A 22556-nucleotide genomic window follows, 5' to 3' on the forward strand; every position below is an offset into this window, starting at 1 on the left:
TACCATCTTGTTTTTCCCTTGTCAACAACTTTTTTAAGTTGTTTTTGAAAAACTTTTTCGCTTTAAGAACTCTTACCTTTCGGCGTTGCCCCTCAGCGACAAGACTTATTATATTAAACTTTTTAAGCCACATTTATTATTATTTACCTCATTTAATTAAATTATTCCTATTTTTCTTTTAAATACTACATTTTTCTTTTAGATTTCATCTATTGACACACACGGTTAAGTTTGTGTTTCTAATCATATTTTTAAACTTTAATATAACCAATACATCTTATTATTCTAATTTTACATTTAATCTTTTAAAGTCAATTTGTTCATATATGATATATATTATAAATACATATTTTTTACAAAACATTAAAAAAGCTATTACTTAACTAATCTTTAGTTAGTTTTGTAATAGCCTCTTTTTATTTTATTCTTTAAAAACGAAACTCTAAATTCACATATTCAGATAAAAGTTCAATTGAAGCCTCTATATCTTTCATATTTACAAATGCATTTGGTCCATGTACATATCTAGTTGCTACTGATATTCCTGAAGATTTAACACCATAATTAGATTTATTTATCGCTCCTGCATCTGTTCCTCCACCATCAATTACATCTAATTGATATTTTATATTATTCCTTTGACAACAAGATATCATTTCTTCAACTAAATATTCATCACAAATAACACTACCATCTGATATTTTTATAGCTGTTCCTTCACCTAGTTTATTACTTCCTTCTGATGAATTTGGATAATCACTAGCTATCGTTACATCTATAGCTATTCCTATTTCTGGTTTTATTCTATTTGCAGCTACTGTTGCACCTCTCAATCCTACTTCTTCTTGAACAGAAAATACAAAATATACATCATTATATGGATTCTCTATTTTTTTAAGTGCTTCAATGAGAATATAACATCCAGCTCTATCATCTACAGCCTTAGCTGTTACATTATCTCCTTTTAACTCTATATAATCACCTACATAACTAGCTATATCTCCTACTTTTACATACTTTTCTGCATCTTCCTTAGAGGTTGCGCCTATATCTATATATAATTTTTTTATATTATTTTTTATTCCATCTATATCAGTTCCATTAGATATAATACCATACATTCCATTTTTAAATTTAACTCTATTCATTATGCTTTGTATAACAGGAATTCCACCTAATCCTCTAACCTTTATAAATCCTTTATCGTCAATTTTTATAACTTGAAATCCTATTTCATCCATATGTGCAGAAGCCATTATCCTTTTTTTATTTTTTCCATAACCCTTTTTAAAAGCTATAAGATTTCCTAAATCATCAACTAAAATTTCATCAGCTAATTCTTTAACTTCCTCCTTTATTACACTACGTATTTCTTTCTCATATCCACTAACTCCAAATGTATCACATAATTTTTTCAACCCCATAATTACACCCCTTTTTAAATTTTCTGATTTTTCAAATAAATTATAACATTTCTTGCATATTTCAACCATATAAATATTATAAATATTTGCATATACAATCATGCCATAACTTTTTTACATTATGCCAATTAATACTTTAACTTATAAAATTGCCAGTTCTACTTTAATTAAACAACTAAATTATAAAATAATTTAAAGAACATAATTATACTTCTATTTTCTATTAAATATCATATATTTTAGATAAAATTCTTCTTAAGCCCAAATCTTAATACTTCTAATTTTTTTAAAACTTAGTAACGCATCTTCTCCTTAACTTTTCATAAAAAATTTCCTATCTTAGAATATATTATTGCTTCAAATTACAAATAAGCTCCTAATAAATAAGTTAAACCTAGAACTTATTTAGCTATATTCCTATTCAATTTATTAACATTATAGTTTACAATATAAATAAAACCTGTCCTAATTTTATCTAAAACTATAAAAATTAAATTCAAAACTTAGATTTTATATAAATATCTTATATTAGATTTTTATGGAATTATTTCAACATTTTTAATATTAAAATTCTATACAGGGTTACAAGTTGTTTTTTTATTACCTAATGCAAAACTTAGATACCCTTAAATTAGAGATATTCTCAAGAGTACTTGAACTTTAACAAAAAATTTAAAATAAAAATATCTTTAGATTTATTAGTAATTTAGATTTTAGGTTATTTATCTATATCATCAATTAAATTATGTTTTTGTTTTTATATATATTTTTTTACTTACAATGAATTTGCTCTAGGAGGTTATTTATCATGTTAAAATTAGTTTTTTTAGCCTTAGCTGGTTTTTTTGCAGCATTTATAGATGCTATAGCTGGCGGAGGTGGTCTTATAAGTATGCCTGCATATTTGATGGCAGGAGTATCCCCACATCTTAGTTTAGGTACTAATAAATTTTCATCAACTATGGGGGCTTTTACAAGTTCATATAACTTTGCTAAATCCGGTCTTGTTAACTTTAAACTTATTAAAATTTTAGCACCATTTACTCTTGTAGGTTCTATTTTAGGTGTGAAAACTGTACTGCTTTTAGATGAGAGCTTTTTAAATGTATTAGTTTTAGTACTTATCTTAGCTATTGGATTATATACAATCTTCTCTAAAAATATTGGTGCAGATGATAACTTTCATGGATTAAATAAGAAAAACTTAACTTTAGGAATTATTTTTGCATTTTGTCTAGGATTTTATGATGGATTCTTTGGACCTGGCACTGGATCATTTTTAGTTTTTGGTTTAATAAAAATATTTAAATTTGATTTTTTACATAGTACTGCAAATACTAAATGTTTAAATTTTATAAGTAACATTGCAGCTTTAATTACATTTGCTTTAAATAATTCTATAAATTATAAACTAGGATTTGTTGTAGCAATATTTATGGTTTTCGGTGCAAAATTAGGTACTAAAGTAGCAATAAATAAAGGATCTAAAATAATCAAACCTATATTTATAACTATGTCCTTAGCTGTTGCCATAAAAATGCTTATTACTTTAATATAATATAATAAAGTATTTAAGAATACTTTAATGTCATAGCTCTTAGAGTCTATGCATTTTAAAAAAGCGTTCTTAAATACTTTTAATTGATTTATTTTTTTATATAAAATTCTAAAATCAATCCTTAATCTTTATCTCTTATAATACTTTTCTTATATCTTCTATTAAAACTTCTTTAACAAATTTATTATTCATATCGTCTACTAATATTAATAAAACTTCATTTTGTTTAACTTTTAAAACTCTCCCTTTTTTCTTTGTTCCTATGATGTTTACAGAGGTTCCCTGAGTTATAGGTTTTAAATATGTTCCATTACAATATAAGCATACATCACTATTTGTTCCTACTCTCTTACAATCTACACAATAATAAATTTTACTCACAATTTTTCCCCCTTTATTGAAAATAAAATATATATTTTTTAATTATAACTATTATAGGGTTCCAAGTTGACTCTTAAAGTTATTTGTTCCAAAACTTGGATACCTGAAATAGTGAGACATGCTCCGAATCACTTAGAATTCAACACTACATCTTGTGTAAAAATATTTTAAGGTTGCTGAATAAATTTAAATTGGAGCTTGTTTCCCTATAGGATTTTCCAAGTTGAAAATATTTTTAAGTTATTTAACAAATTTAATTTTCATCTTGTATTCTATAATATTCTATAATTTTATTTTTTTATTTTTTTATATTGATATTTTATTTTTATGTTAGATTTTATTAAAGTAGTACTCTTATTTTAAATTTTACTAATGAACCATTTTTACTAGATCTTTAAATTTAAAATATTCTTTTATTAAGGATTAAAAAATCTTTATTTTATAAAATATTTATGATACATACTTTTATAGAACAGAATTTGATATATTTTCAATTGTATATTGGTCTATAGCTTTAACTATAGATTCTTTCCCTTGCTTTAAGTTTCATTAATTTTATATTTTTCATCTTTCTAATTATTTTTATATCATCTTGTTATAAGATCATACAATATTTAAATTCAACATAGTTTGAAGCTTTTCCTTTTATTATAGGATTTCATATTAAAATTTTTAGTAACATTATCTTTAATATAATTTAAAGACTAAACCTACCTCTTTAAAAATGTATTTTAAACTCTTTTAAGTTTAAAATATATTAATACTCTTAATACTCTAGTAAAACAAACTCCTATTTAAATTTATCCACTAAATTAAAAATATTATAAAATGTGGTATTAAATTCTAAGTGTTTCCAATCATTTTTCACTTTTCAAATATTTAATGTTTATACTATTAACCATAGATACTTTTTAAAATCAATTTGGATTCCATATTTTTAAATTGAAGAACATTTGAAGATTGTAACTTATTTAACTAATGCACTTCACAAATGTGAACATAATACTTATAATTAATTTAAAGTCAAATAAATTATATAGAAATGAAGTGAGGATAAAATTTATGACACTGGGTATACTTTATTTAGTATTAATTTTTATATTTTTCTATTATGGGAAAAAAAATTATTTACAAAAAGCTAAAAGAATAAATAAAAATTTAGAAGAATTTAATTTAGATATTTTAAAAACTTATAATTCTTTAAACCTTAATAATCAAAGTAGACTTTTAAATGGATTAACAGATATAGAAAGTTACTATTTTAATTCTATCATGGACAATTCTTTCCCTTATAGTCAAAATATAAATAAAGTTCAAACATACATGTTTCATTTAGAGGAAATAATGAAAAAGCTTAAAATTCTTAAAAGAAAACAAATAAAAGAAGATTCTCTTAACAATAAATTATCTTACTAAAACCATACATAAGAAATTCAAAATAAATTATAATGAAATTTTTATACTATATTAAGAAATACTACGTTGTTAGTGTAAGTTTTAAATTATTTACATTGAATATGTGATTGCATACTGAAAAATAATTTAATAAAATTATTAAATTATTATCTAAACTTGTTTCACTTTATTTAACTGTAAATCCAATTATAAAATTTATATTATATTTTAATATATTAAAGGAGTGAATATTATGGTAAGAAAATCTAAAAACAATAAAAGCGCAGTTAAAATTGCGTTAGCTATAACTGGCGTAGCAGCAACCTCAATATTTTTATATGAAAAATTTGTTCAAAATCGTGATAACAAAATAAGGCAATGTTTTGATCGCTATGAAGAAAATTTTGATGATGATTATTTAGAAGACTGTGATTGTGGTGATAGCATCAATGAAAATTATGCAACAATAACTGTAGAAAAAGATAATGAAGGCTGCTCAGGTTGTGAATGTACTGAGAATTCTTGTGAAGATTTAAATATAGACGATTCTTATAATAATGTTGAAAACTTAAATAGTGAGAATGAGGTAAACACTTCTTCTGAAGAAAATACTAACACTAAAAACAAAGACACTGATTCTATATAATTTTAAGTTTTAAATTTTTTATCTGCTATATATTTCAATTTAGAAATTATATATTTAAAATTATATAGATAAAAAAAGGGGGAATTCCCCCTTTTTTATATTGTTAAATACAATATAATCTGTATTCAAAGTATTTTCTGTATGTAATATTTAGAAACATCTTAATATATGAAACAATCTTGAATTTAAATCTATCCAATAATTTTAAAATATTTTTATACAAGATAAAGTGTTGAATTCTAGATGATTCGGAGCACGTCTCAATATTTTGGGTATCAAGGTTTTGGAATGATTAATTTTAAAAGTCACTTTTGAACCCCATGTGCGTAAATCTAAGCCACTTTATTCCAATAAAATATATTTCTTTTAATTTATTACTACATTATGTAATAATAAAAATTTTAAATAACTATTCATTGAAAATTGATTTAGAAATTCTTATAGATTTTTGTTTGATTTTTTTGACCTAATCCAAGGACGGATTAGCCGGTGCATCAGATAAGGACGTCGTTTCTCGGGGTAGTTATAAAAATCAGATAAAAATATATTTAGAGTTTCTTTGAAAATTTTACAGATTGCATTTTAAATTTTTTCATTATTACTTTTAAGACTATAATTTTGGACTTTTTTGTGCTTTTTAGGTTTAGCTTTACGCCTATGCTTGGAACCCTATATCTTATCTTTAAATATTAGCTATTATTAAATTTAATTTATTAAAAATTTATATATTATTCAATTTTTTTTCATTATATATATATATAATTATAATTAATAACTACATTTCATATATTATTTTTTTATTTGTTTTTTCATTGCTTTTATATTTTAAACATTGTATAATAGTAATAATAACCATCAATATTTATTACTTGAAAGTAAAATTTATTTTACTTTTTTATTTATACTTAAATATAAATTTACAATATTATATTTAAAATATTCAAAATCTTTTAAATATACTGATTATTTAGAGAGGGTGTGATCTTTTATGATGATTAAACTAACAGTAAGAAACATTATGAACCTTGGCCTATGGGGCAGACTTTGCGAATATAAGGGTTGGGATAAGCAGATAGTTCAGAATGGTCTTATTTCGCCTGATACAGAGGTTGAATTCGATGATGAATTTTTAAAAAAAGATGTAGTCCCAATAGAGGATTTAAAGATATTCCTATTTAATATCAGTAGTGAGCAAGCAATTTATTGTGGTACTCTTTTAGCAAAAAACTTAGAAGATGCTAAAATTAGATTAGGTACTATTCATAATATAAATAAAGTAACAACCATACAAGAAATAACTAAAGAGCAGCTTTATAATATGAAAAATAAACATTTAGTATTATCGAGAATTCCACTTTAACAATTAATTATATAAAGTAAAATACCCTACAAGTAATATGCAGGGTATTTTGCTTTATTTTTTATTGTTGTTCTGCCCAATTTGCTGGATAAGTTACATAAACAAATCTTGCATGGTTTGGCACTGTAAAATGTATAGATGAGTTTGCAGGTATAAATATTATATCCCCTTTATTTCCTACAACTTTTTTACCATTTATATCTATTTCTAAAGTTCCGTCAATTATATAATCTACTTCATCATATTTTAATGTCCAAGCGAAACTAGTTTCATCCATCTCCATAACTCCACAACCAAGTCTTGGACTTTCTTCTAATGTCACTACATCTTTTAAATAAACTTTATCACCAGCTTTTCCTGTATCAAATTTTTCAGGTTTAACTGTTTCTGTTTTTATAGATATAACTCCACTTTGATCAACAACTTTTTCAAAATCACATTTTGAACATTCAGTTGTTTGACCTAATTTTTCGTTTATTATTTTTCTTACTATCTCTTCTATAAGTGTTTCGTTTAAATTTTCCATTTAAATCTCTCCTTTAAGCTTCTTTAGCTACAATATTTTTAGTCATCATAACAGCTACTATTACTGCTGTTACACCACCTACTAATTTACCAACTATCATTGGAGCTATAAGATCTGGGTTTACTCCAGCTGCAAATCCTAAATGGTCTCCAAATACAAAGGCTGCACTTACTGCGAAAGCTACATTGATTATTTTTCCTCTTTCATCCATGTCTTTCATCATTCCAAACATTGGAATACTATTTGCAAGTGATGCTATCATACCTGCTGCTGCTACATCATTCATCTTAAGTATTGATCCAATTTTCATAAGTGGTTTTTTGAATACTTTTGTTATAAAGTGAACTAGTGGATATGCTCCTGCTAATATTACAACTATATCACCAACTACTGATATTCCTTCTTCAATTGGTGCCATTCCTGGTATTAAAACAAGGCCTGTTGTTTTTTCAAGTATTGCTGCTACTAATCCCACAGTTATTACTACTGTTATAAACATTCCAAAATATGTGAATCCTTTTATCATTCCATTTGGTATAAGTTTTAATCCTATAGCTATAAGCGCTGCAACTATTATTATAGGTGTTAAGTTTTTAAGAACTAACAATGGAGAAATTCCCGCTAAAACTCCACCTATAAAAGTCCCTATTGGAACAGTTATAATACCTGCTAAAACCCCTTTAGCTAAATATTGTTGATCTTCTTTTTTTATAATTCCTAATGCTACTGGTATAGTAAATACTATTGTAGGTCCCATCATTGAACCTAGAATCAAACCTGCAAAAGGTCCAATTTGTTGAATTTCAGCTAATTGTGTTGCTAATTGATATCCACCCATATCACAAGCAAGTAAAGTTGTTGCAAACATTGAAGGGTCTGCTCCTAATGCTTTATAAACTGGAACTACTATAGGCTTTAAAAGTGTTGCTAAAACTGGTGCCAAACAAATAGCTCCAACCATTGCTAAAGCAAGAGAACCCATTGCCATAATACCTTCTTCAAATTGTTCTCCATATCCAAATTTGTTTCCTAAAAGTTTATCAACTGCCCCTATAACTAAGAAAACCATCATAATATATACTATAATTTCGTTAATACTCATATATTACACCTCACTCATTTTTTAATAGATAACTTATAAAATACAAAATACAGCTCACTCTATTAATAACTATATAATTTAAAGATTTTTTAAAAGAAGTTCACTAGGAGAAGGTATTACTGTTTGATGTATAATTCTTTTAGAATCTATACTCTTCATACTAGCTTTAATACCTTCTTCAACACTTGACACAGATCCTGTAAATATGAAATAAGCTTTTCCTGCAATTCCATTACCTAATACTAATTTAACAAGTTGTACAGAAGATGCCTTAAGACCTGCATCTAATGCTACCAACATAGATGTTACAGTAGAACATTCCATTATACCTATTGCATCATATTGCAATACTAAAGGTCTTTTCTTTAATCCCTTTAATAATTCTTCATGTGCAGATGATATAATATTAGTTTCTACAATTTTTTTATCATCATCTTTATTAACTTTCTCTAATGCTTCTCTAACCTCTTCTACATCACCTGAAATTATTGTTAAAAATTTTCCTGGACATATATGTCTAAGTATTTCAACTTCAACAAAAGAAGATTTTAAAAGTATGTCACTAACTTCAAACCCTTTTGAAATACTACTAAATTCCAATATTCCTAAAGCTTTTTTCATATCTTTTCTCCATGTCTAAGTATTATTTTATTCATTAAATATTTCTAAAGAATCTACTATTCCTACTATAGTTGCATCAATTGGCGCTTTATTGTTATCAAATACATATCTTGCTGAACTTCCTTTTGAAATAAGTACTTGATCTCCAATTCCAGCACCTACTGAATCAACTGCAATAATCACATCTTTAGTTAACTCACCATTAAAATCTATGGTTCTTACTACTAAAAATTTAAGTCCACTAAGATTTTCATCTTTTCTTGTAGCCCATAAATTTCCCGTTACTTTTCCAATAATCATATATCTTTACCTACCTTCTCCTACGAACTTTCTTAACTTTCTACTTTAATTACAAGATTATTTATTCTTGCAAAATCTTTTGCTAATGGAGTAATTATAGATTTCTTAGCAACTATAATTTCATTTACTCCTTCTTTTTTTAAATTTCTAATATCCATTTCTGAAATTAATTTTTTATTTAATACTCTTTCATTTCCTATGCAGCATTTTTCATTAACTATACTTTCCATATTATTTTTTATGTTCTCTTCTTTTTTAACTACTTCTTTTATAGTTTTTTCAACCTTATTAGTATTACTTATAATAGATTTTAAAGATGTAAAAACAACTCCAAATAATTCTAATTTATTTTTATATTCTTCAAAAACATTTATTAATACTTTAGGTGCCACATCTTTGTATTCTTCAAATTCTACACCTTTTTCTAAAGCATATAATTTTTCACCTTTTAAAATTAAATCTACAATTAATTTTTCCTTTTTAGAACTTCCATATCCCTGAGAGATATTTCTAAGTTCATTGTTTGAAATATTTTGTATTAATATACACTTATATTCATTTATATCTTTCATAGTATCTATAGAATCTGCTATTATATTATTTTCTTCTAATCTCTTTTTTACTATTGGGCACATATTTTCATTATGCTCTAAAATTAAAATTTTATTTTTTATTGAATTATTCTCTTCAATAATAGCTTTCATTCTACGAATTACTTCTTTAGTTATCAATTCAACTAACTTTTCATTATTCATCTTTTAGGCTCCCTTTCTTTTGATAATTTAGAAATTTAATTTTCTTTTTTATCAACACAATTAATTGCTATGCCTAAAGGAGTAACTAAGAATGGATTTAATGGTTTTATTGTTGTTATTTTTGTCTCTTTTTCAATTATTTTTTCAAAATTTTTCAGACAACAAGTTCCACCAACTAAGTATATGTTTTCTACATTAAATCCTTCTATATGATTTTTTATAATAGATGCTATTTTTTGGATTACTGGAGTTACAATATGAAAAATTTCCTCTTGATTTCTAACATTTTTCTTTTTTTCCTCTGCATCTTCAAAAGGAATTTTATATGCACCGGCTACTACTAGTGACAGTTGTGTTCCACCTGTAGCTTCATCAGCAGTATATATAACTTTTCCATTTTCAAATATTGAAAGCCCAGTAGTTCCACCACCTACATCTACAACTACACCATTTTCAATATTAAGTACAGCATTTGCAGCAGTTGGTTCATCATCTACTGACACAACTTCCATACCTGCACCCTCAACTACATAGATATGAGTTTTTATGTCTCTTTCTCCAGTTCCAGGTGGAACGGCTATTGCTGCTTTAGTAAGTTCTATTTTTAATTTATTTTCTATTTTAGATTTAAGCTCTCTTACTATATTAGTAGCGCCAATAAAATCTACAACTAAACCATCCCTAACAACTTGAGCAAACTTCATTTCACAAGCTATAGGATTTTTATCCTTATCTAGAACTACTATTACTATATAAGCTGTTCCTAAGTCTACTCCTACATAAAGCTCTTCATCATTTGAAATTTTCTTAGGATTATTTATTGAATTTTCAACAGCTTGTATAAGCTCATCAACTCTATTTAGATTTTTCATAACCTACCTCTTTACTATTTCACAATAAGTGTCTTTAGTATATCCACAGGCATTAGCTTCATCATAATCTAAATGAAGAACTGTATTAAATTTATCACTTACTCTAACTGCTACATCATCAAAAATTAAACTTCTTTCTCCATTTATTTTAACCATAACATTCTCTTTATCTTTTACACCATATTTACTAGCATCTTCTGGAGTTATATGAATATGTCTTTTAGCTACTATAACTCCTTCCTCTAACCTAGCAACAGCATTTTTACTTGCTAATGTTATTGGTGCACTGCCTTTAATATCTCCGGACATTCTAACTGGTGCATTAACACCTATAGAAACAGCATCACCTTTTGAAAGTTCAACTTGAGTATGTTCTCTTGCTGGTCCTAATACAGATACATTTTGCATTACACCTTTAGGTCCTATGATAGTAACTTTTTCTTCACAAAGATATTGTCCTGGTTGTGATAAATCTCTTTTTTTATTAAGTTTATATCCTTTACCAAAAAGTGTTTCTACCATATCTTTTGAAAGATGAATATGTCTGCCTGATGCCTCAACTAATATACCTTTTTTCCCATATAATCTTTTTACCACTTCTTCAACAATATAGTTGACTTCTACATTAGATATTGCCAATTTTTTCACCTCTTATTTATACTTACCTGAAACGTATTTGCACATCATTACATAAAAACAGCTACTCAATCTATTCATTGCTAGTGCTATATCATTTCTTGAAAGTTCTCCATCTTCTGTTTTAAAAGCATTAAAGGCCACTATTTCAACCTCTCTACTTTCAGTTCTTAAACTATTAAGTTCAATAACTACATCACCCATTTCATAATTTGCAAATATTATATGATCTGTATTTAAATATTTCTTAGGGTTATGAGAGTATGATCTTAATTCTGTTTCATTTAATCCTAATAGTGAAACTTCTGGTAACGACTTTTCTGTTACCTCGCACTCTAATATCTTCCTTACATATGCTAAAACTTCTTCTAAATCTTTTATAACTTTTTTTTCATTTAAATTCTTGCATATTATTTGTGCCTTTAATATTTTACTCTGAAGTGAATCTAATCTTCCTCTTAATACTATTCTTTTATGATTTTTCAATACTAATTTATTTCCATACAATTGAGTCATATGTTCTGGTTTCTTTTCAAAAAATCCACCAGTTAACCCTTCATATCTTGGAAGAAATTTATTTTCAATGGTTTCTTCTTTTTTAATCAATTGATTAGTATTATTATTTAAATTCACATCGTCTTTATAAATCAATTTTATACTTTTATCTTGTAAATACTGTTTAGCTGATGGAGTAACTATAACTCCCCTTTCAACTACATATTCACTAATATTCTGATTTTTTAATTTGCTTCTTAAAGCGCTTTCTGTTAAAACACTCATAATTTCACATCCTCTAACAAGATGTTTTAGGTTAATTTAATAACCTAAAATATAAAAATAATCTAAATTTTATAGATTAACTTATTTTACCTAAACTATGCCCATGACCTGTAATAATTATTGAATTATAAGTTCATGGGCATGTTAGATAAATTATATATATCTTTTATTTAAAGTAAATGTCACAATTTTTTAGGAAATTTTTAATTATAGTTCACTTTTTGGAAGTATAACTTCAACTTCACTATGTGGTCTTGGAATTACGTGAACAGATATTAACTCTCCAACTCTTTCAGCAGCAGCAGCTCCAGCATCTGTAGCAGCTTTAACAGCTCCAACGTCTCCTCTTACCATTACAGTAACTAATCCGCCACCAACTTGCTCTTTTCCTATTAAAGTTACATTTGCAGCTTTAACCATTGCGTCTGCTGCTTCTATTGCTCCTACTAATCCTTTAGTTTCTATCATTCCTAATGCATTCATGTTTGCCATTTTAAGTTCCTCCTTAAATTTACCTTTATTATTTTAAATTTTTTATAATTTATTTTAATTAAGAAAGTGCTGATAATTGCTCAACAACTTTTTTAATTATTAATTCTAATTGTTCTTGAGACATACCACTATTTGAAGTGTTATTTAAATCTTCTTTTGGTCTAAGTTCTTCAATTTCTCTTACACCACATGCAACTCTTCTTATATTCATCAGATTTAAAGGTCCTATATTGTCTGAAGTTGAACTTCCTCCAATAGCACCGCAACCTAATGTAAGTGCTGGAACTAAATTAGTTGAAGCTCCTATTCCACCTAATGAACCTGGAGTATTAACTAATAATCTTGATACTGGTATTCTTAATCCAAATGTTCTTATAACTTCATCATCATTAGAATGAACAATTAAAGTATGACCTTTACCTTCATTCATTAATATATCAGTACAAAGATTTATTGCATGTTCCATATCTTCTACTGTATAGAATGCTAAAATTGGAGTAAGTTTTTCTCTTGAATATGGATTATCTTTTCCAACAGTACATTGCTCTGATATTAAAACTTTACTTCCAGCTTTAACATTTAACTTAGCCATTTCTGCTAATTTTTCTACACTCTTTCCAACAATTTGAGGATTCATTGTACCATTTGATCTTAATATAAATTTACCTAATTTATCAGATTCCTCTTCATTTAAGAAATAAGCACCTTGTCTTACAAGCTCTTCTTTTACTTTTTCTTTCATAGATTTTTCAACTACTATTGATTGTTCAGATGCACAAATTACTCCATTATCAAAAGTTTGACTATCTATTATTCTTTTTACTGCTAATTTTATATCGGCAGTTTTATCAATAAATGCAGCTCCATTTCCTGGTCCTACGCCTATTGCTGGAGTTCCTGAGCTATATGCAGCTTTTACCATAGCTTCTCCACCTGTTGCTAGTATTAATGCTGTATCCTTATGTTTCATTAATTCGCTAGTACCTTGAAGAGATGGGATTGTTATACATCCTATAAGTCCTTCAGGTGCTCCAGCTTTAATAGCTGCTTCATTTAATATTCTTGCAGTTTCAATGATACATTTTTTAGCATTTGGATGTGGAGACACAACTATTGCATTTCCTGCTTTTAATGAAATTAAAGTTTTATATATTGTTGTTGATGTTGGATTTGTTGATGGAATTAATCCTGCAACCACCCCTACTGGAACACCTACTTCAAAATATTTTTTTTCTTTATTTTCATTTATTATTCCAATTGTTTTTAAATCTTTTATATTTTCATAAACAACTCTACTTGCAAAAGTATTTTTTACTATTTTATCTTCCCATTTACCAAAACCAGTTTCTTCGAATGCCATTTTTGCTAATTTTACAGCTTCTTTTTCTGCTGCTTCTGCAACAGCTTTAACTATTTTATCAACTTTTTCTTGAGAAAATGTTTTGTAAACTTCTTGAGCTTTTTTAGCATTTTTTATAAGCTTTCTTGTTTCTTGTAATGATAATAAATCTTTATCTAAAAGCTCCATTCATTTCGCCTCCTACTGCTCATTAAGTATAGCTTCTATTAATTGATCTTTCTTGCTAAACTTAATTTGTTTCTTAGTTAGAGAAAGTTTATGTTCTTCTTTTAATTTTCTTGCCAATGTTCTAAGTTCTTGAACTTTTAACGCTTCAAGTTCTTCTTTACTCATTTTCATTAATTGCTCAATTCCTATTGGCTGATTTTTCTCATCATTCTCTTTCTCTTCATACTTTGTTTCTTTTTCATCTTTATCTATGTCATTACTTTTTGATTCTTCTTTTGATTCTTCTTTTTTATTGAATATATTTAAAACTTCATTATCTGCCCTTGCTATAACATGAGCATTTCTTAAAGTTCCTACTCTTTCAATTGCTGTACATGCACTTTCTATAGCAGCTTTCACAGAGGCAACATCTCCTGTAATTATAACAGTGACTATTCCTCCGGTAACAAATTCACAGCTAACAAGTTCAACATTTGCAGACTTTAAAGCTGTATCTAGCCCTTCTACTGCACCAACAAAACCATAAGTTTCTAAAAAACCCAGTGTGGATTTATTCATTTTATCCACCTATTATTAGTACTCTTTTGGATTATCAGCTACAAATTTTACTGCTGTTGCAAAAGCTTCACATGCTGCTTTACACGCTGATTGACTTCCTGTTAATAATCCTCCACCAAAATTTGTTTCAGATGGCGGTCCAAAGAATGCTTTTAAGTCAACTGCTGCTGCCTTCATAGCTGCATCTAATGCATACATTGCTTCTATTGGTGGTGCTATTAAATATGCTAATGCTTCCCCTTCTTTTATTCCTGCTACTTGAGAAAGATATGAACCTGTTCTAGATACACATTGTGCATAATACGCTATAGAATCATCTTCATTAGCACTATAGAATGTAGCAACTCCACCTTCTATAAAATCAACTGCTGCATTTAGTCCGCTTCTAACTTCTGCTGGGCTTGGTCCTGCAACTATTCCTATAACTTCACCAGCTAATTTACTATTCGCATTTGCAGCTCCACCATAGAATGATTTTGCATAAACTACTTCTACTTCTGCTGCCTTAGTTGCTTCATCTAATGCAGTATAAGTCACATCATCAGAATCCGCTGTTAATATTCCTATACTTCTATGTTCAGGTTTTAAATTTAATTCCTTAGCCATATCAGGATTAACGTTAGGTATTATCTTAACGCTTAAAACTGATGCACGAAGTTGATCATTTTTCATAATGTTATTCCTCCTGAATTATAATTTTAAATCTAATCCACTTGCTTTTTTCTCTAGCATTAATTTGATTATATCTGCTATATAAGCTCCAGCCTCAACTGATGGAGTACCACCTTTATGAATGTTTGATACAACTGTTCTTCTTGATTCTGGCATTCCTACTGTTGCTTTATAAGCTATATAAGCACTCATACTTTCAGCAGTTACAAGACCTGGTCTTTCTCCAACTAAAAGGCAAGTTACATCTGCTCCAAATTCTTCTGATATAACATCCATAGTTCCAACTCTTCCTAATCTTACAAAGAATGGATCTCCAACTGATATTCCATAACCTTGTAATCCTTGAATTAGAGCCGGTAAAATATCTTTTATATTTGCTTCTATTGCTTTTGAACTTAATCCATCTGCAACAAATATTTGAACTTGAGGATTTCTCTTAAGTGAACTTAATTTTGATAATTCCTCTTTAGATATTTTTCTTCCAAGGTCTGGTCTTGTTATAAACTCATCTTTAGATTCACACATAGTTTGAACTATTGGTAAATTCATTTCTTTTAATAACTCTTCATTTACATCTGTAAATACAGCATCTTGTGCTGCTGCATGGTCAGCTCTAAATCTTAACACTGTTTCTGTTTTATATCTTGTTCCTGCTTTACCAATACCGATTCTTGCAGGAGTGTGTTTTTTCATTTTTAAATACGCTTCTGCATCAGCTGGATTATCTACTAATAAAGTTTCTCTTATATCAACTTCTGTAATATCTGGAATCATTCCATTCTCATTAATTGATATATTTTCCTCATTTTTTTGTGTTGCTACGTTAGCGCTTCCACCTTGCTTAGATGTCATTTCAACTAATACTTGTTCTACTAATTTCTTTAAATCATTTTCTGAAAACATAGTACTTACCCTCCTACTTTCTAAGTAATACTGAAGCATCGCCTGCTTTTGCTGTTAATTTTCCATTTTCCATAAAGCCCCATTTTTCTAACCAAGCTTCGAACTCAGCTATAGGTCTTTTGTTTAATAATTCTCTTAATGTTGCTGTCTCATGATATCCTGTAGTTTGATAGTTAAGCATTATGTCGTCTCCATGAGGTATTCCCATAAAGTAAGTACAATCTGCTGCTGCTAATAAAACAGCTAAATTTTCTACATCATTTTGATCTGCTTTCATATGGTTTGTATAACAAACGTCACAACCCATTGGTATTCCTGTTAATTTACCCATGAAGTGATCTTCAAGTCCAGCTCTTATAACTTCTTTGCTATCATATAAATATTCTGGTCCTATAAATCCAACAACTGTATTAACTAAGAATGGTTCAAACTTTTTAGCAAATCCATAACATCTAGCTTCCATAGTTACTTGGTCTGCACCATGATGAGCATCTGCTGATAATTCTGATCCCTGTCCTGTTTCAAAATACATAACGTTTGGACCAGCTGCTGTTCCTTCTTTTAATGCAAGTTGTCTTGCTTCTTCTATTAAAGATCCTGAAAGTCCAAATGCTTCATTTCCTTTTTCAGATCCTGCTATACTTTGGAATATTAGGTCTGTTGGAGCACCTTGTTTTATAGCTTCCATTTGTGTTGTTACGTGTGCTAATACACAGTTTTGAGTTGGTATTTCATATTTTTGTTTTATATCTTCAAACTTTTTAAGTACTTTTACTACACTTCCAACAGTATCATCAACTGGATTTAATCCTATAACAGCATCACCTATACCAAATGTTAATCCTTCTAGTAAAGAAGCAACTATTCCATCAACATCATCTGTTGGATGGTTTGGCTGAAGTCTAGCTGATAATCTGCCAGTTTCTCCTATTGTAGTATTACAATGAGCTATTACTTTTATTTTCTTAGCTCCACATATTAAGTCTAAGTTTGACATAAGCTTAGTAACTGCTGCGATAACCTCACTTGTTAATCCTCTAGATATTCTTTTTAAATCAGCTCCTGTTGTAGTTGATTGTAATATCCATTCTCTTAATTCTGAAATTGTCCAGTTTTTAATTTCTCCATATATTTTTTCATTTACTGCATCTTGGATTATTCTTGTAACTTCATCCATTTCATATGGTACAACTGGATTATTTCTTATGTCTGCTACTGTTAAATTACTTAACACAACTTTTGCAGCAACTCTCTCTTGAGCAGTCGATGCAGCTACGCCAGCTAGCTTATCACCTGATTTTTCCTCGTTAGCTTTTGCTAAAACTTCTTTAACATCTTTAAATTGATACACTTTTCCAAATAACTTAGTTTTAAGTATCACTATCATTCACCTCTCTAAAAATTATGAATTAAATACTAATGTTTTTATTACTACTGGTACAACTTTCCCATTTACTAATGGTTTTCCAATATCTATGTAATCACCATTTTCAACTTTGATACTATCTATACAAACTATATTATTTTTTCTATTAAGCTTTGCATAAATAGTTTGTCCTAGGACCTTTGCTATATCATTTTCAACAATTACAAATAATGGATAATTATTCTTTATAAATTCATTCATCCCATTTATAATTGACGTAGCTAAGTTTTGTATATCTATAAAGGAAGGATTTTTCATTCCTTTTAAAGCAACTGCAACTAATTGATTTTCATTTTCTACATTAAACCAATTTATTTTTTCTTTAATTGCATCTTCTATTTTTTGAAAACCATTTTCTTCATCTTCCTGCGACAACTTTAATATTGGCAAGTTTTTTATTGGAAACAAATCGTCTGTATAAGTAATTGTGCTACCACTTATATCCGTAGTATGAGATCCTGCTCCTACCACTGTAGCTCTTATTGTTTCTATGGCTGGTTTTAATTTTAGCTTTGATAATAAATTGGATTTTTTTATTTCTTCTCCTAAAATTACTCCCATATCACCAAATTTAAAGTAATCAGTATAGTCATCTTTATATATATAATCAGCTACTCCTCCAGAAAAAGTTACATATTCTATCTCGTAGCCATCTTTTATTCCTTTGTTTGTTTGAAGTAAATTATACATTTCACTTCTTTCTTTTATACATACAGATTCTTCTAAGATTTCTGCCATTTTTTTAGCTATTTTTCTTATCTTTTCTAAATCTGCTACATCTCCAATATTTATATCTATACCTATGGAAGATGCTAACTTTTTTATTTTAGGGTAAATGTAATATATTTTTTTAGTTTCAATGTCTATTTTTATTAGCCTTCCACCTATATCCATACACCCTGTATCTATAAGTTCACCATTTTTAAATAGCGCTAAGTTGGATGTTCCTCCACCTATATCAACATTAACTACATAAGCATTTTCTTCATCTGATATTTTATCGGCGCCAGCACCTCTACCTGCTATAATAGACTCTAAATCTGGTCCTGCTGTTGCTACAACAAAATCACCTGCAAATCCACTTAATGTTTGAAGTACATCATTAGCATTTTCTTTTCTTGCAGTTTCTCCGGTTATAATTACAGCACCAGTCTTAACATCTGCTACATTTACATTTGCTTTCTCATATTCGCTTCTTATTATTTCTTTTACTTTTTCTTTATCTATTTTGTTTTGAGTGATCAAAGGTGTGAAATAAATAGCACTTCTATATATAATTTCTTTATCAACTATATTTACTCTTGGTACAGTAAAATTGCTTGCCACATTTTCAATAGTAATATTACTAAATACCAATTGAGTTGTAGAAGTCCCTATATCTATACCTACACTTAAAATTGTTTCTTTCATATCATTTAACCGTTATAAAGCTTTAATTTTCTATAACTTTAAGTGCTTAATACGGATTGCCTCCTTTCCAACTTTAGTTCACTTCTTAAAATTTAGATTTATATATTTTAAGATAAAAAAGCCCAGAATAATTATCAGTATAAAAATTATACCTAATAATTCTCTGGGCTCCATTGCCTTAACTAATATCTACATCCTTGTAAATATGGTTTTTTATTTAGTTTTTAAAATCAAACAAAAGATTTGTTCCATTTTCATTTGACTGTATATTTAAGTTTCCTTTTAGTTTATCTGAAACTAAACTATTAATTATCATAAGTCCTAAGCTACTATTGGATATTGAATTAACATCAAATCCAATACCATCATCTCTTACTGAAACTGTAGAATAAGAATTACCTTTTTCTATTTTTACAACAATTTTTCCACTATTTTTCCCTACGAAAGCATGTTTTATACAATTTTGTATAGCTTCATTTACAACTAATGCAACTGCTGTAGATTTATCTGAACTAATAATAAGGTCATCACCTTCTATTTCTATTGATAAATCTAAATCATCTCGTTTATCTAATGTAACCATAAATCTTTTTATCTTATTTATTACATCTTTTATATTAACTTCATCAATACCTTGCTTTGCTAATATTTCATGAGTTATCGCTATACTAAGTATTCTATTTATACTTTCATTTATAGCTATTGTAAATTCTTCACTATGTATTCTTCTTGACTGAAGTCTCAATAAACTAGCTATTGTTTGAAGATTATTTTTAACTCTATGATGTATTTCTTTTATAACAACTGATTTTAAAATCAGTTCTCTTTCTTTTTCCTTTACATCTGTAATATCTTTTATAAGCATTGCAAGTTTTAATACTTTACTACCTTGAGATATATACTTTATTTGAAAAGACATATCCCCTATATCTATTTCTTCTACTTCTATAGATTTTTTTTCTATTATTTGTGATAAAGTTGACTTTGATAATGCTAAGTTAGAGAAATCCATTCCTATTAATTCTTGATTATATCCAAGTTTCTTATAGAGCTCATCTGCTACTGGATTTTTAAATCTTAATATACCATCCTCATCAAATATCAATATAGCGTCATTTACATGATAAGCAATATCTCCATTTCCATACTTTATCTTTTTACCTTCAATTTGTGAAATTAATTCTTCATTAGTTTCTGCTAATATCTCAAGTTTTTTATTTTCCTTGACATCTTCTGTAACATCCTTTTCTGATATTATTACTGCTATAACTTCATTTTTTTCATTTTTTATTGGTTCAACATTCTGTTTTACAATTATATTTTCTTGAGTTATAGCTTTAATATCTCTAGATGGAATTCCTGTTTGTAATGTTCTTATTACTGCAGGTTCATTTTTTCTTATTGCAAGTTTCCCTACAACATTTTCCTTATAAAGTGATTGTGAGTTTCGTGGCTTAGCACTTACAACAACTATTGCTGAATCGCTTTTAGTTTTGCTTAAACAATCTATAAAAACGTCTGCTTTTGAAGAGTCTGCTATGAATTGTAGTGTTTTAGATATACTTTGTATTGCTTCTATATCTTTATTGCTTAAATAAGTATATTTTAAACATAATTCTCTTATATTGTTCATATTACTTCTCACTGCTTTAAACTTCCTCTTCACTCATTATTATTATTTTTGATATTTCATCCATTGTTACTCTTTTTTTCATGCTAAGATTTCTTATGTATTTGTATGATTCATCTTCTGTAATGTTTCTTTGCTTCATAAGTATTCCTTTAGCCTTTTCTATAACTTTTCTTGATTCTAGCTTATTTTCTAAAGTTTTAACAGTGTTTTGCATATCTTTAAATTCAGTTGCTTTAGATAAACAGACTTCAATAGTAGCTATTAAAGATTTATTATCTAAAGGTTTGACCAGATATCCCATAGCACCTACTTCTTTAGCCTTTTGTATAAAACTTTTATTACTATAAGCACTTAATAATACTACTGCATTTGCTAATTGTTCTTTCAAAATAATTTTAGTAGCATTTAAGCCGTCTAACAATGGCATTTTTATGTCCATTATTATAAGTTCAGGAGAATGTTTTCTGGCTAATTCTATAACATCAAAGCCATCTGAAGCTTCAGCTACAACATCGTAACCTTCCTCTTCTAACATTTCTCTTATATCCATTCTTGTAATAGGTTCATCATCGGCTATTACAATTCGTTTTGTCATATGTTCCACCTCTTTTGGATTCAACAATAATATATATTATTATTTTACCATAAAAACCTTAAAATATTTCTAAATATTTTTTTAATTCTTCTATTCCATTATTGTTTACTACACTAATATTAAATATTCTATCAGCACCTGCAATTTTTAAAAACTCATGGCTTCTTAATATTTTATCTTCATTATCACATAAATCAGTTTTAGTGCAAATTCCAATAACAGGTTTATTGAACATATTTCCAAACCCTGGTGGAAAATTAATATTTTCATTTGTACAATCATGAAGCAGTCCTATAACATCTGCTTCTGCTGATGTTACTATTAAAGCGTTATAATAAATTCTATTTTCTATATATTCCCCTGGAGTGTCTATTATAAAATCATTAAACTCAATAGCTTGTGTTTTCTTATATTCTATAAGTTGATTTTTCAAACTTTGAGTTAATGTTGTTTTTCCAGCTCCAATGGAACCTATAAGCATTACTTTTTTCACTAATATCTCTCCTATGATTTAGTAATTTTAGTCGTTGTAAAACTTAATATATTTTCAAGTACATCACAAACTTCTTTTAATGCTGCCTCAACACTTGAAACATCTCCAGTAATAACTAAAGAACCACTAAATCTATCTAAAAATCCTACCTCTACTCCAGCACCTTTTGTTGCTACGTCTGCAGCAATTATAGCTGCTTCACTTGGAGTAATTGTTAAAATTCCTATAGCCTCGCAATTTTCATCACTTAGCCCTAATTTTTTATATATTGATTTATTAGGATGTGCTATTAAGTGAGCTAATGTTACCTGTTTACCTGGTACATATTCCTGTATAACCCTTTGTTTTTCTTCCAAACATCTCACTCCATTTCCTAAAAAATTATAAAAAGCCCCTAAAAAAATTACAAACATTGTATTTTTTTAGGAGCTCCATTGCTCTTAATAAAAATTGTACGCCATTGCACAATTAAAATTTATTTAATTTATGT

The 22556-nt window shown here is 27.7% G+C and carries 25 protein-coding genes; 4 read left to right on the forward strand and 21 right to left on the reverse strand.

Annotation, left to right across the window (positions count from 1 at the left end):
- Nucleotides 1-428 precede the first annotated feature (428 nt).
- On the reverse strand, nucleotides 429-1424 hold the full coding sequence (locus ACYUE0_RS08235; protein WP_061996225.1) for a M42 family metallopeptidase: 996 nt from the start codon (nucleotides 1422-1424) through the stop codon (nucleotides 429-431).
- Nucleotides 1425-2232: 808 nt separating this feature from the next.
- On the opposite strand from ACYUE0_RS08235, the gene ACYUE0_RS08240 reads away from it, so the two are divergent.
- The gene (locus ACYUE0_RS08240; RefSeq protein ID WP_061996224.1) at nucleotides 2233-2982 is read left to right on the forward strand and encodes a TSUP family transporter; all 750 of its coding nucleotides are present in this window, start codon (nucleotides 2233-2235) and stop codon (nucleotides 2980-2982) included.
- Between the two features lie 135 nt (nucleotides 2983-3117).
- Here ACYUE0_RS08240 and ACYUE0_RS08245 read toward each other — a convergent pair whose 3' ends face one another.
- Nucleotides 3118-3363, reverse strand: a complete 246-nt coding sequence (locus ACYUE0_RS08245; protein WP_061996223.1) for a hypothetical protein — start codon at nucleotides 3361-3363, stop codon at nucleotides 3118-3120.
- A gap of 1062 nt (nucleotides 3364-4425) precedes the next feature.
- Between ACYUE0_RS08245 and ACYUE0_RS08250 the strand changes: the two genes are divergently transcribed.
- The 3 genes from ACYUE0_RS08250 to ACYUE0_RS08260 all read left to right on the forward strand — a co-directional run bounded on the left by ACYUE0_RS08250 (nucleotide 4426) and on the right by ACYUE0_RS08260 (nucleotide 6764).
- Complete coding sequence (locus ACYUE0_RS08250; protein WP_061996222.1) at nucleotides 4426-4779, forward strand: hypothetical protein; 354 nt, start codon at nucleotides 4426-4428, stop codon at nucleotides 4777-4779.
- A gap of 232 nt (nucleotides 4780-5011) precedes the next feature.
- Complete coding sequence (locus ACYUE0_RS08255) at nucleotides 5012-5404, forward strand: hypothetical protein (protein ID WP_061996221.1); 393 nt, start codon at nucleotides 5012-5014, stop codon at nucleotides 5402-5404.
- A 988-nt stretch (nucleotides 5405-6392) separates the two neighbouring features.
- Nucleotides 6393-6764 carry a hypothetical protein gene (locus ACYUE0_RS08260; protein ID WP_010294046.1) on the forward strand — a complete coding sequence of 124 codons (372 nt, stop codon included), beginning with the start codon at nucleotides 6393-6395 and terminating at the stop codon, nucleotides 6762-6764.
- A gap of 61 nt (nucleotides 6765-6825) precedes the next feature.
- Here the strand turns inward: ACYUE0_RS08260 and ACYUE0_RS08265 are convergent, their stop codons facing one another.
- From ACYUE0_RS08265 to eutS, 19 genes are all read right to left on the reverse strand, one after another.
- Complete coding sequence (locus ACYUE0_RS08265) at nucleotides 6826-7290, reverse strand: cupin domain-containing protein (protein WP_061996220.1); 465 nt, start codon at nucleotides 7288-7290, stop codon at nucleotides 6826-6828.
- Nucleotides 7291-7303: 13 nt separating this feature from the next.
- On the reverse strand, nucleotides 7304-8392 hold the full coding sequence (eutH, locus tag ACYUE0_RS08270; RefSeq protein ID WP_061996219.1) for an ethanolamine utilization protein EutH: 1089 nt from the start codon (nucleotides 8390-8392) through the stop codon (nucleotides 7304-7306).
- Between the two features lie 78 nt (nucleotides 8393-8470).
- Nucleotides 8471-9013, reverse strand: coding sequence for an ethanolamine utilization microcompartment shell protein (locus ACYUE0_RS08275; RefSeq protein WP_061996218.1), 543 nt, complete (start codon nucleotides 9011-9013; stop codon nucleotides 8471-8473).
- A gap of 27 nt (nucleotides 9014-9040) precedes the next feature.
- Nucleotides 9041-9313 carry a EutN/CcmL family microcompartment protein gene (locus ACYUE0_RS08280; protein ID WP_010294052.1) on the reverse strand — a complete coding sequence of 91 codons (273 nt, stop codon included), beginning with the start codon at nucleotides 9311-9313 and terminating at the stop codon, nucleotides 9041-9043.
- Nucleotides 9314-9345: 32 nt separating this feature from the next.
- Nucleotides 9346-10068: a TIGR02536 family ethanolamine utilization protein gene (locus ACYUE0_RS08285; RefSeq protein ID WP_460270183.1), complete on the reverse strand. Its 723-nt coding sequence runs from the start codon at nucleotides 10066-10068 to the stop codon at nucleotides 9346-9348.
- Nucleotides 10069-10103: 35 nt separating this feature from the next.
- Nucleotides 10104-10940, reverse strand: coding sequence for an ethanolamine utilization protein EutJ (eutJ, locus tag ACYUE0_RS08290; RefSeq protein WP_010294057.1), 837 nt, complete (start codon nucleotides 10938-10940; stop codon nucleotides 10104-10106).
- A gap of 3 nt (nucleotides 10941-10943) precedes the next feature.
- The gene (gene eutD / locus ACYUE0_RS08295; RefSeq protein ID WP_460270184.1) at nucleotides 10944-11579 is read right to left on the reverse strand and encodes an ethanolamine utilization phosphate acetyltransferase EutD; all 636 of its coding nucleotides are present in this window, start codon (nucleotides 11577-11579) and stop codon (nucleotides 10944-10946) included.
- Between the two features lie 12 nt (nucleotides 11580-11591).
- Nucleotides 11592-12356, reverse strand: coding sequence for a cobalamin adenosyltransferase (locus tag ACYUE0_RS08300; protein ID WP_061996216.1), 765 nt, complete (start codon nucleotides 12354-12356; stop codon nucleotides 11592-11594).
- A 207-nt stretch (nucleotides 12357-12563) separates the two neighbouring features.
- Nucleotides 12564-12848: an ethanolamine utilization microcompartment protein EutM gene (eutM, locus tag ACYUE0_RS08305; RefSeq protein WP_010294063.1), complete on the reverse strand. Its 285-nt coding sequence runs from the start codon at nucleotides 12846-12848 to the stop codon at nucleotides 12564-12566.
- A 58-nt stretch (nucleotides 12849-12906) separates the two neighbouring features.
- Nucleotides 12907-14376 (reverse strand): acetaldehyde dehydrogenase (acetylating), encoded by a 1470-nt coding sequence (locus ACYUE0_RS08310; RefSeq protein WP_460270186.1) that lies wholly within the window; start codon nucleotides 14374-14376, stop codon nucleotides 12907-12909.
- A 12-nt stretch (nucleotides 14377-14388) separates the two neighbouring features.
- The gene (locus ACYUE0_RS08315) at nucleotides 14389-14934 is read right to left on the reverse strand and encodes a BMC domain-containing protein (protein ID WP_460270187.1); all 546 of its coding nucleotides are present in this window, start codon (nucleotides 14932-14934) and stop codon (nucleotides 14389-14391) included.
- Between the two features lie 15 nt (nucleotides 14935-14949).
- Nucleotides 14950-15606 carry an ethanolamine utilization microcompartment protein EutL gene (gene eutL / locus ACYUE0_RS08320; RefSeq protein ID WP_010294071.1) on the reverse strand — a complete coding sequence of 219 codons (657 nt, stop codon included), beginning with the start codon at nucleotides 15604-15606 and terminating at the stop codon, nucleotides 14950-14952.
- Between the two features lie 18 nt (nucleotides 15607-15624).
- Nucleotides 15625-16509 carry an ethanolamine ammonia-lyase subunit EutC gene (eutC, locus tag ACYUE0_RS08325; protein ID WP_460270189.1) on the reverse strand — a complete coding sequence of 295 codons (885 nt, stop codon included), beginning with the start codon at nucleotides 16507-16509 and terminating at the stop codon, nucleotides 15625-15627.
- 13 nt (nucleotides 16510-16522) lie between these two features.
- Nucleotides 16523-17890 carry an ethanolamine ammonia-lyase subunit EutB gene (locus tag ACYUE0_RS08330; protein WP_061996213.1) on the reverse strand — a complete coding sequence of 456 codons (1368 nt, stop codon included), beginning with the start codon at nucleotides 17888-17890 and terminating at the stop codon, nucleotides 16523-16525.
- A gap of 21 nt (nucleotides 17891-17911) precedes the next feature.
- Nucleotides 17912-19345 carry an ethanolamine ammonia-lyase reactivating factor EutA gene (gene eutA / locus ACYUE0_RS08335; RefSeq protein WP_061996212.1) on the reverse strand — a complete coding sequence of 478 codons (1434 nt, stop codon included), beginning with the start codon at nucleotides 19343-19345 and terminating at the stop codon, nucleotides 17912-17914.
- A gap of 217 nt (nucleotides 19346-19562) precedes the next feature.
- Nucleotides 19563-20990 (reverse strand): sensor histidine kinase, encoded by a 1428-nt coding sequence (locus ACYUE0_RS08340; protein ID WP_460270190.1) that lies wholly within the window; start codon nucleotides 20988-20990, stop codon nucleotides 19563-19565.
- Nucleotides 20991-20994: 4 nt separating this feature from the next.
- Entirely contained in the window at nucleotides 20995-21573 is a 579-nt protein-coding gene (locus ACYUE0_RS08345; protein WP_061996211.1) for an ANTAR domain-containing response regulator, read from the reverse strand.
- 58 nt (nucleotides 21574-21631) lie between these two features.
- A complete protein-coding gene (locus tag ACYUE0_RS08350) occupies nucleotides 21632-22066 on the reverse strand; it encodes a EutP/PduV family microcompartment system protein (RefSeq protein ID WP_082761251.1) in 435 nt (144 codons plus the stop codon).
- Between the two features lie 11 nt (nucleotides 22067-22077).
- Complete coding sequence (gene eutS / locus ACYUE0_RS08355; RefSeq protein ID WP_242865302.1) at nucleotides 22078-22479, reverse strand: ethanolamine utilization microcompartment protein EutS; 402 nt, start codon at nucleotides 22477-22479, stop codon at nucleotides 22078-22080.
- Nucleotides 22480-22556: the final 77 nt, after the last annotated feature.

Source organism: Clostridium sp. CTA-19 (genome assembly GCF_054767855.1).

Bases quoted from the DNA above. Each gene is read 5' to 3' on its own strand.
- ACYUE0_RS08235 (WP_061996225.1), bottom strand. From the start codon at position 1,424: ATGGGGTTGAAAAAATTATGTGATACATTTGGAGTTAGTGGATATGAG.
- ACYUE0_RS08240 (WP_061996224.1), top strand. From the start codon at position 2,233: ATGTTAAAATTAGTTTTTTTAGCCTTAGCTGGTTTTTTTGCAGCATTT.
- ACYUE0_RS08250 (WP_061996222.1), top strand. From the start codon at position 4,426: ATGACACTGGGTATACTTTATTTAGTATTAATTTTTATATTTTTCTAT.
- ACYUE0_RS08255 (WP_061996221.1), top strand. From the start codon at position 5,012: ATGGTAAGAAAATCTAAAAACAATAAAAGCGCAGTTAAAATTGCGTTA.
- ACYUE0_RS08260 (WP_010294046.1), top strand. From the start codon at position 6,393: ATGATGATTAAACTAACAGTAAGAAACATTATGAACCTTGGCCTATGG.
- ACYUE0_RS08265 (WP_061996220.1), bottom strand. From the start codon at position 7,290: ATGGAAAATTTAAACGAAACACTTATAGAAGAGATAGTAAGAAAAATA.
- eutH (WP_061996219.1), bottom strand. From the start codon at position 8,392: ATGAGTATTAACGAAATTATAGTATATATTATGATGGTTTTCTTAGTT.
- ACYUE0_RS08275 (WP_061996218.1), bottom strand. From the start codon at position 9,013: ATGAAAAAAGCTTTAGGAATATTGGAATTTAGTAGTATTTCAAAAGGG.
- ACYUE0_RS08280 (WP_010294052.1), bottom strand. From the start codon at position 9,313: ATGATTATTGGAAAAGTAACGGGAAATTTATGGGCTACAAGAAAAGAT.
- ACYUE0_RS08285 (WP_460270183.1), bottom strand. From the start codon at position 10,068: ATGAATAATGAAAAGTTAGTTGAATTGATAACTAAAGAAGTAATTCGT.
- eutJ (WP_010294057.1), bottom strand. From the start codon at position 10,940: ATGAAAAATCTAAATAGAGTTGATGAGCTTATACAAGCTGTTGAAAAT.
- ACYUE0_RS08300 (WP_061996216.1), bottom strand. From the start codon at position 12,356: ATGAGTGTTTTAACAGAAAGCGCTTTAAGAAGCAAATTAAAAAATCAG.
- eutM (WP_010294063.1), bottom strand. From the start codon at position 12,848: ATGGCAAACATGAATGCATTAGGAATGATAGAAACTAAAGGATTAGTA.
- ACYUE0_RS08310 (WP_460270186.1), bottom strand. From the start codon at position 14,376: ATGGAGCTTTTAGATAAAGATTTATTATCATTACAAGAAACAAGAAAG.
- ACYUE0_RS08315 (WP_460270187.1), bottom strand. From the start codon at position 14,934: ATGAATAAATCCACACTGGGTTTTTTAGAAACTTATGGTTTTGTTGGT.
- eutL (WP_010294071.1), bottom strand. From the start codon at position 15,606: ATGAAAAATGATCAACTTCGTGCATCAGTTTTAAGCGTTAAGATAATA.
- eutC (WP_460270189.1), bottom strand. From the start codon at position 16,509: ATGTTTTCAGAAAATGATTTAAAGAAATTAGTAGAACAAGTATTAGTT.
- eutA (WP_061996212.1), bottom strand. From the start codon at position 19,345: ATGAAAGAAACAATTTTAAGTGTAGGTATAGATATAGGGACTTCTACA.
- ACYUE0_RS08345 (WP_061996211.1), bottom strand. From the start codon at position 21,573: ATGACAAAACGAATTGTAATAGCCGATGATGAACCTATTACAAGAATG.
- eutS (WP_242865302.1), bottom strand. From the start codon at position 22,479: ATGTTTGTAATTTTTTTAGGGGCTTTTTATAATTTTTTAGGAAATGGA.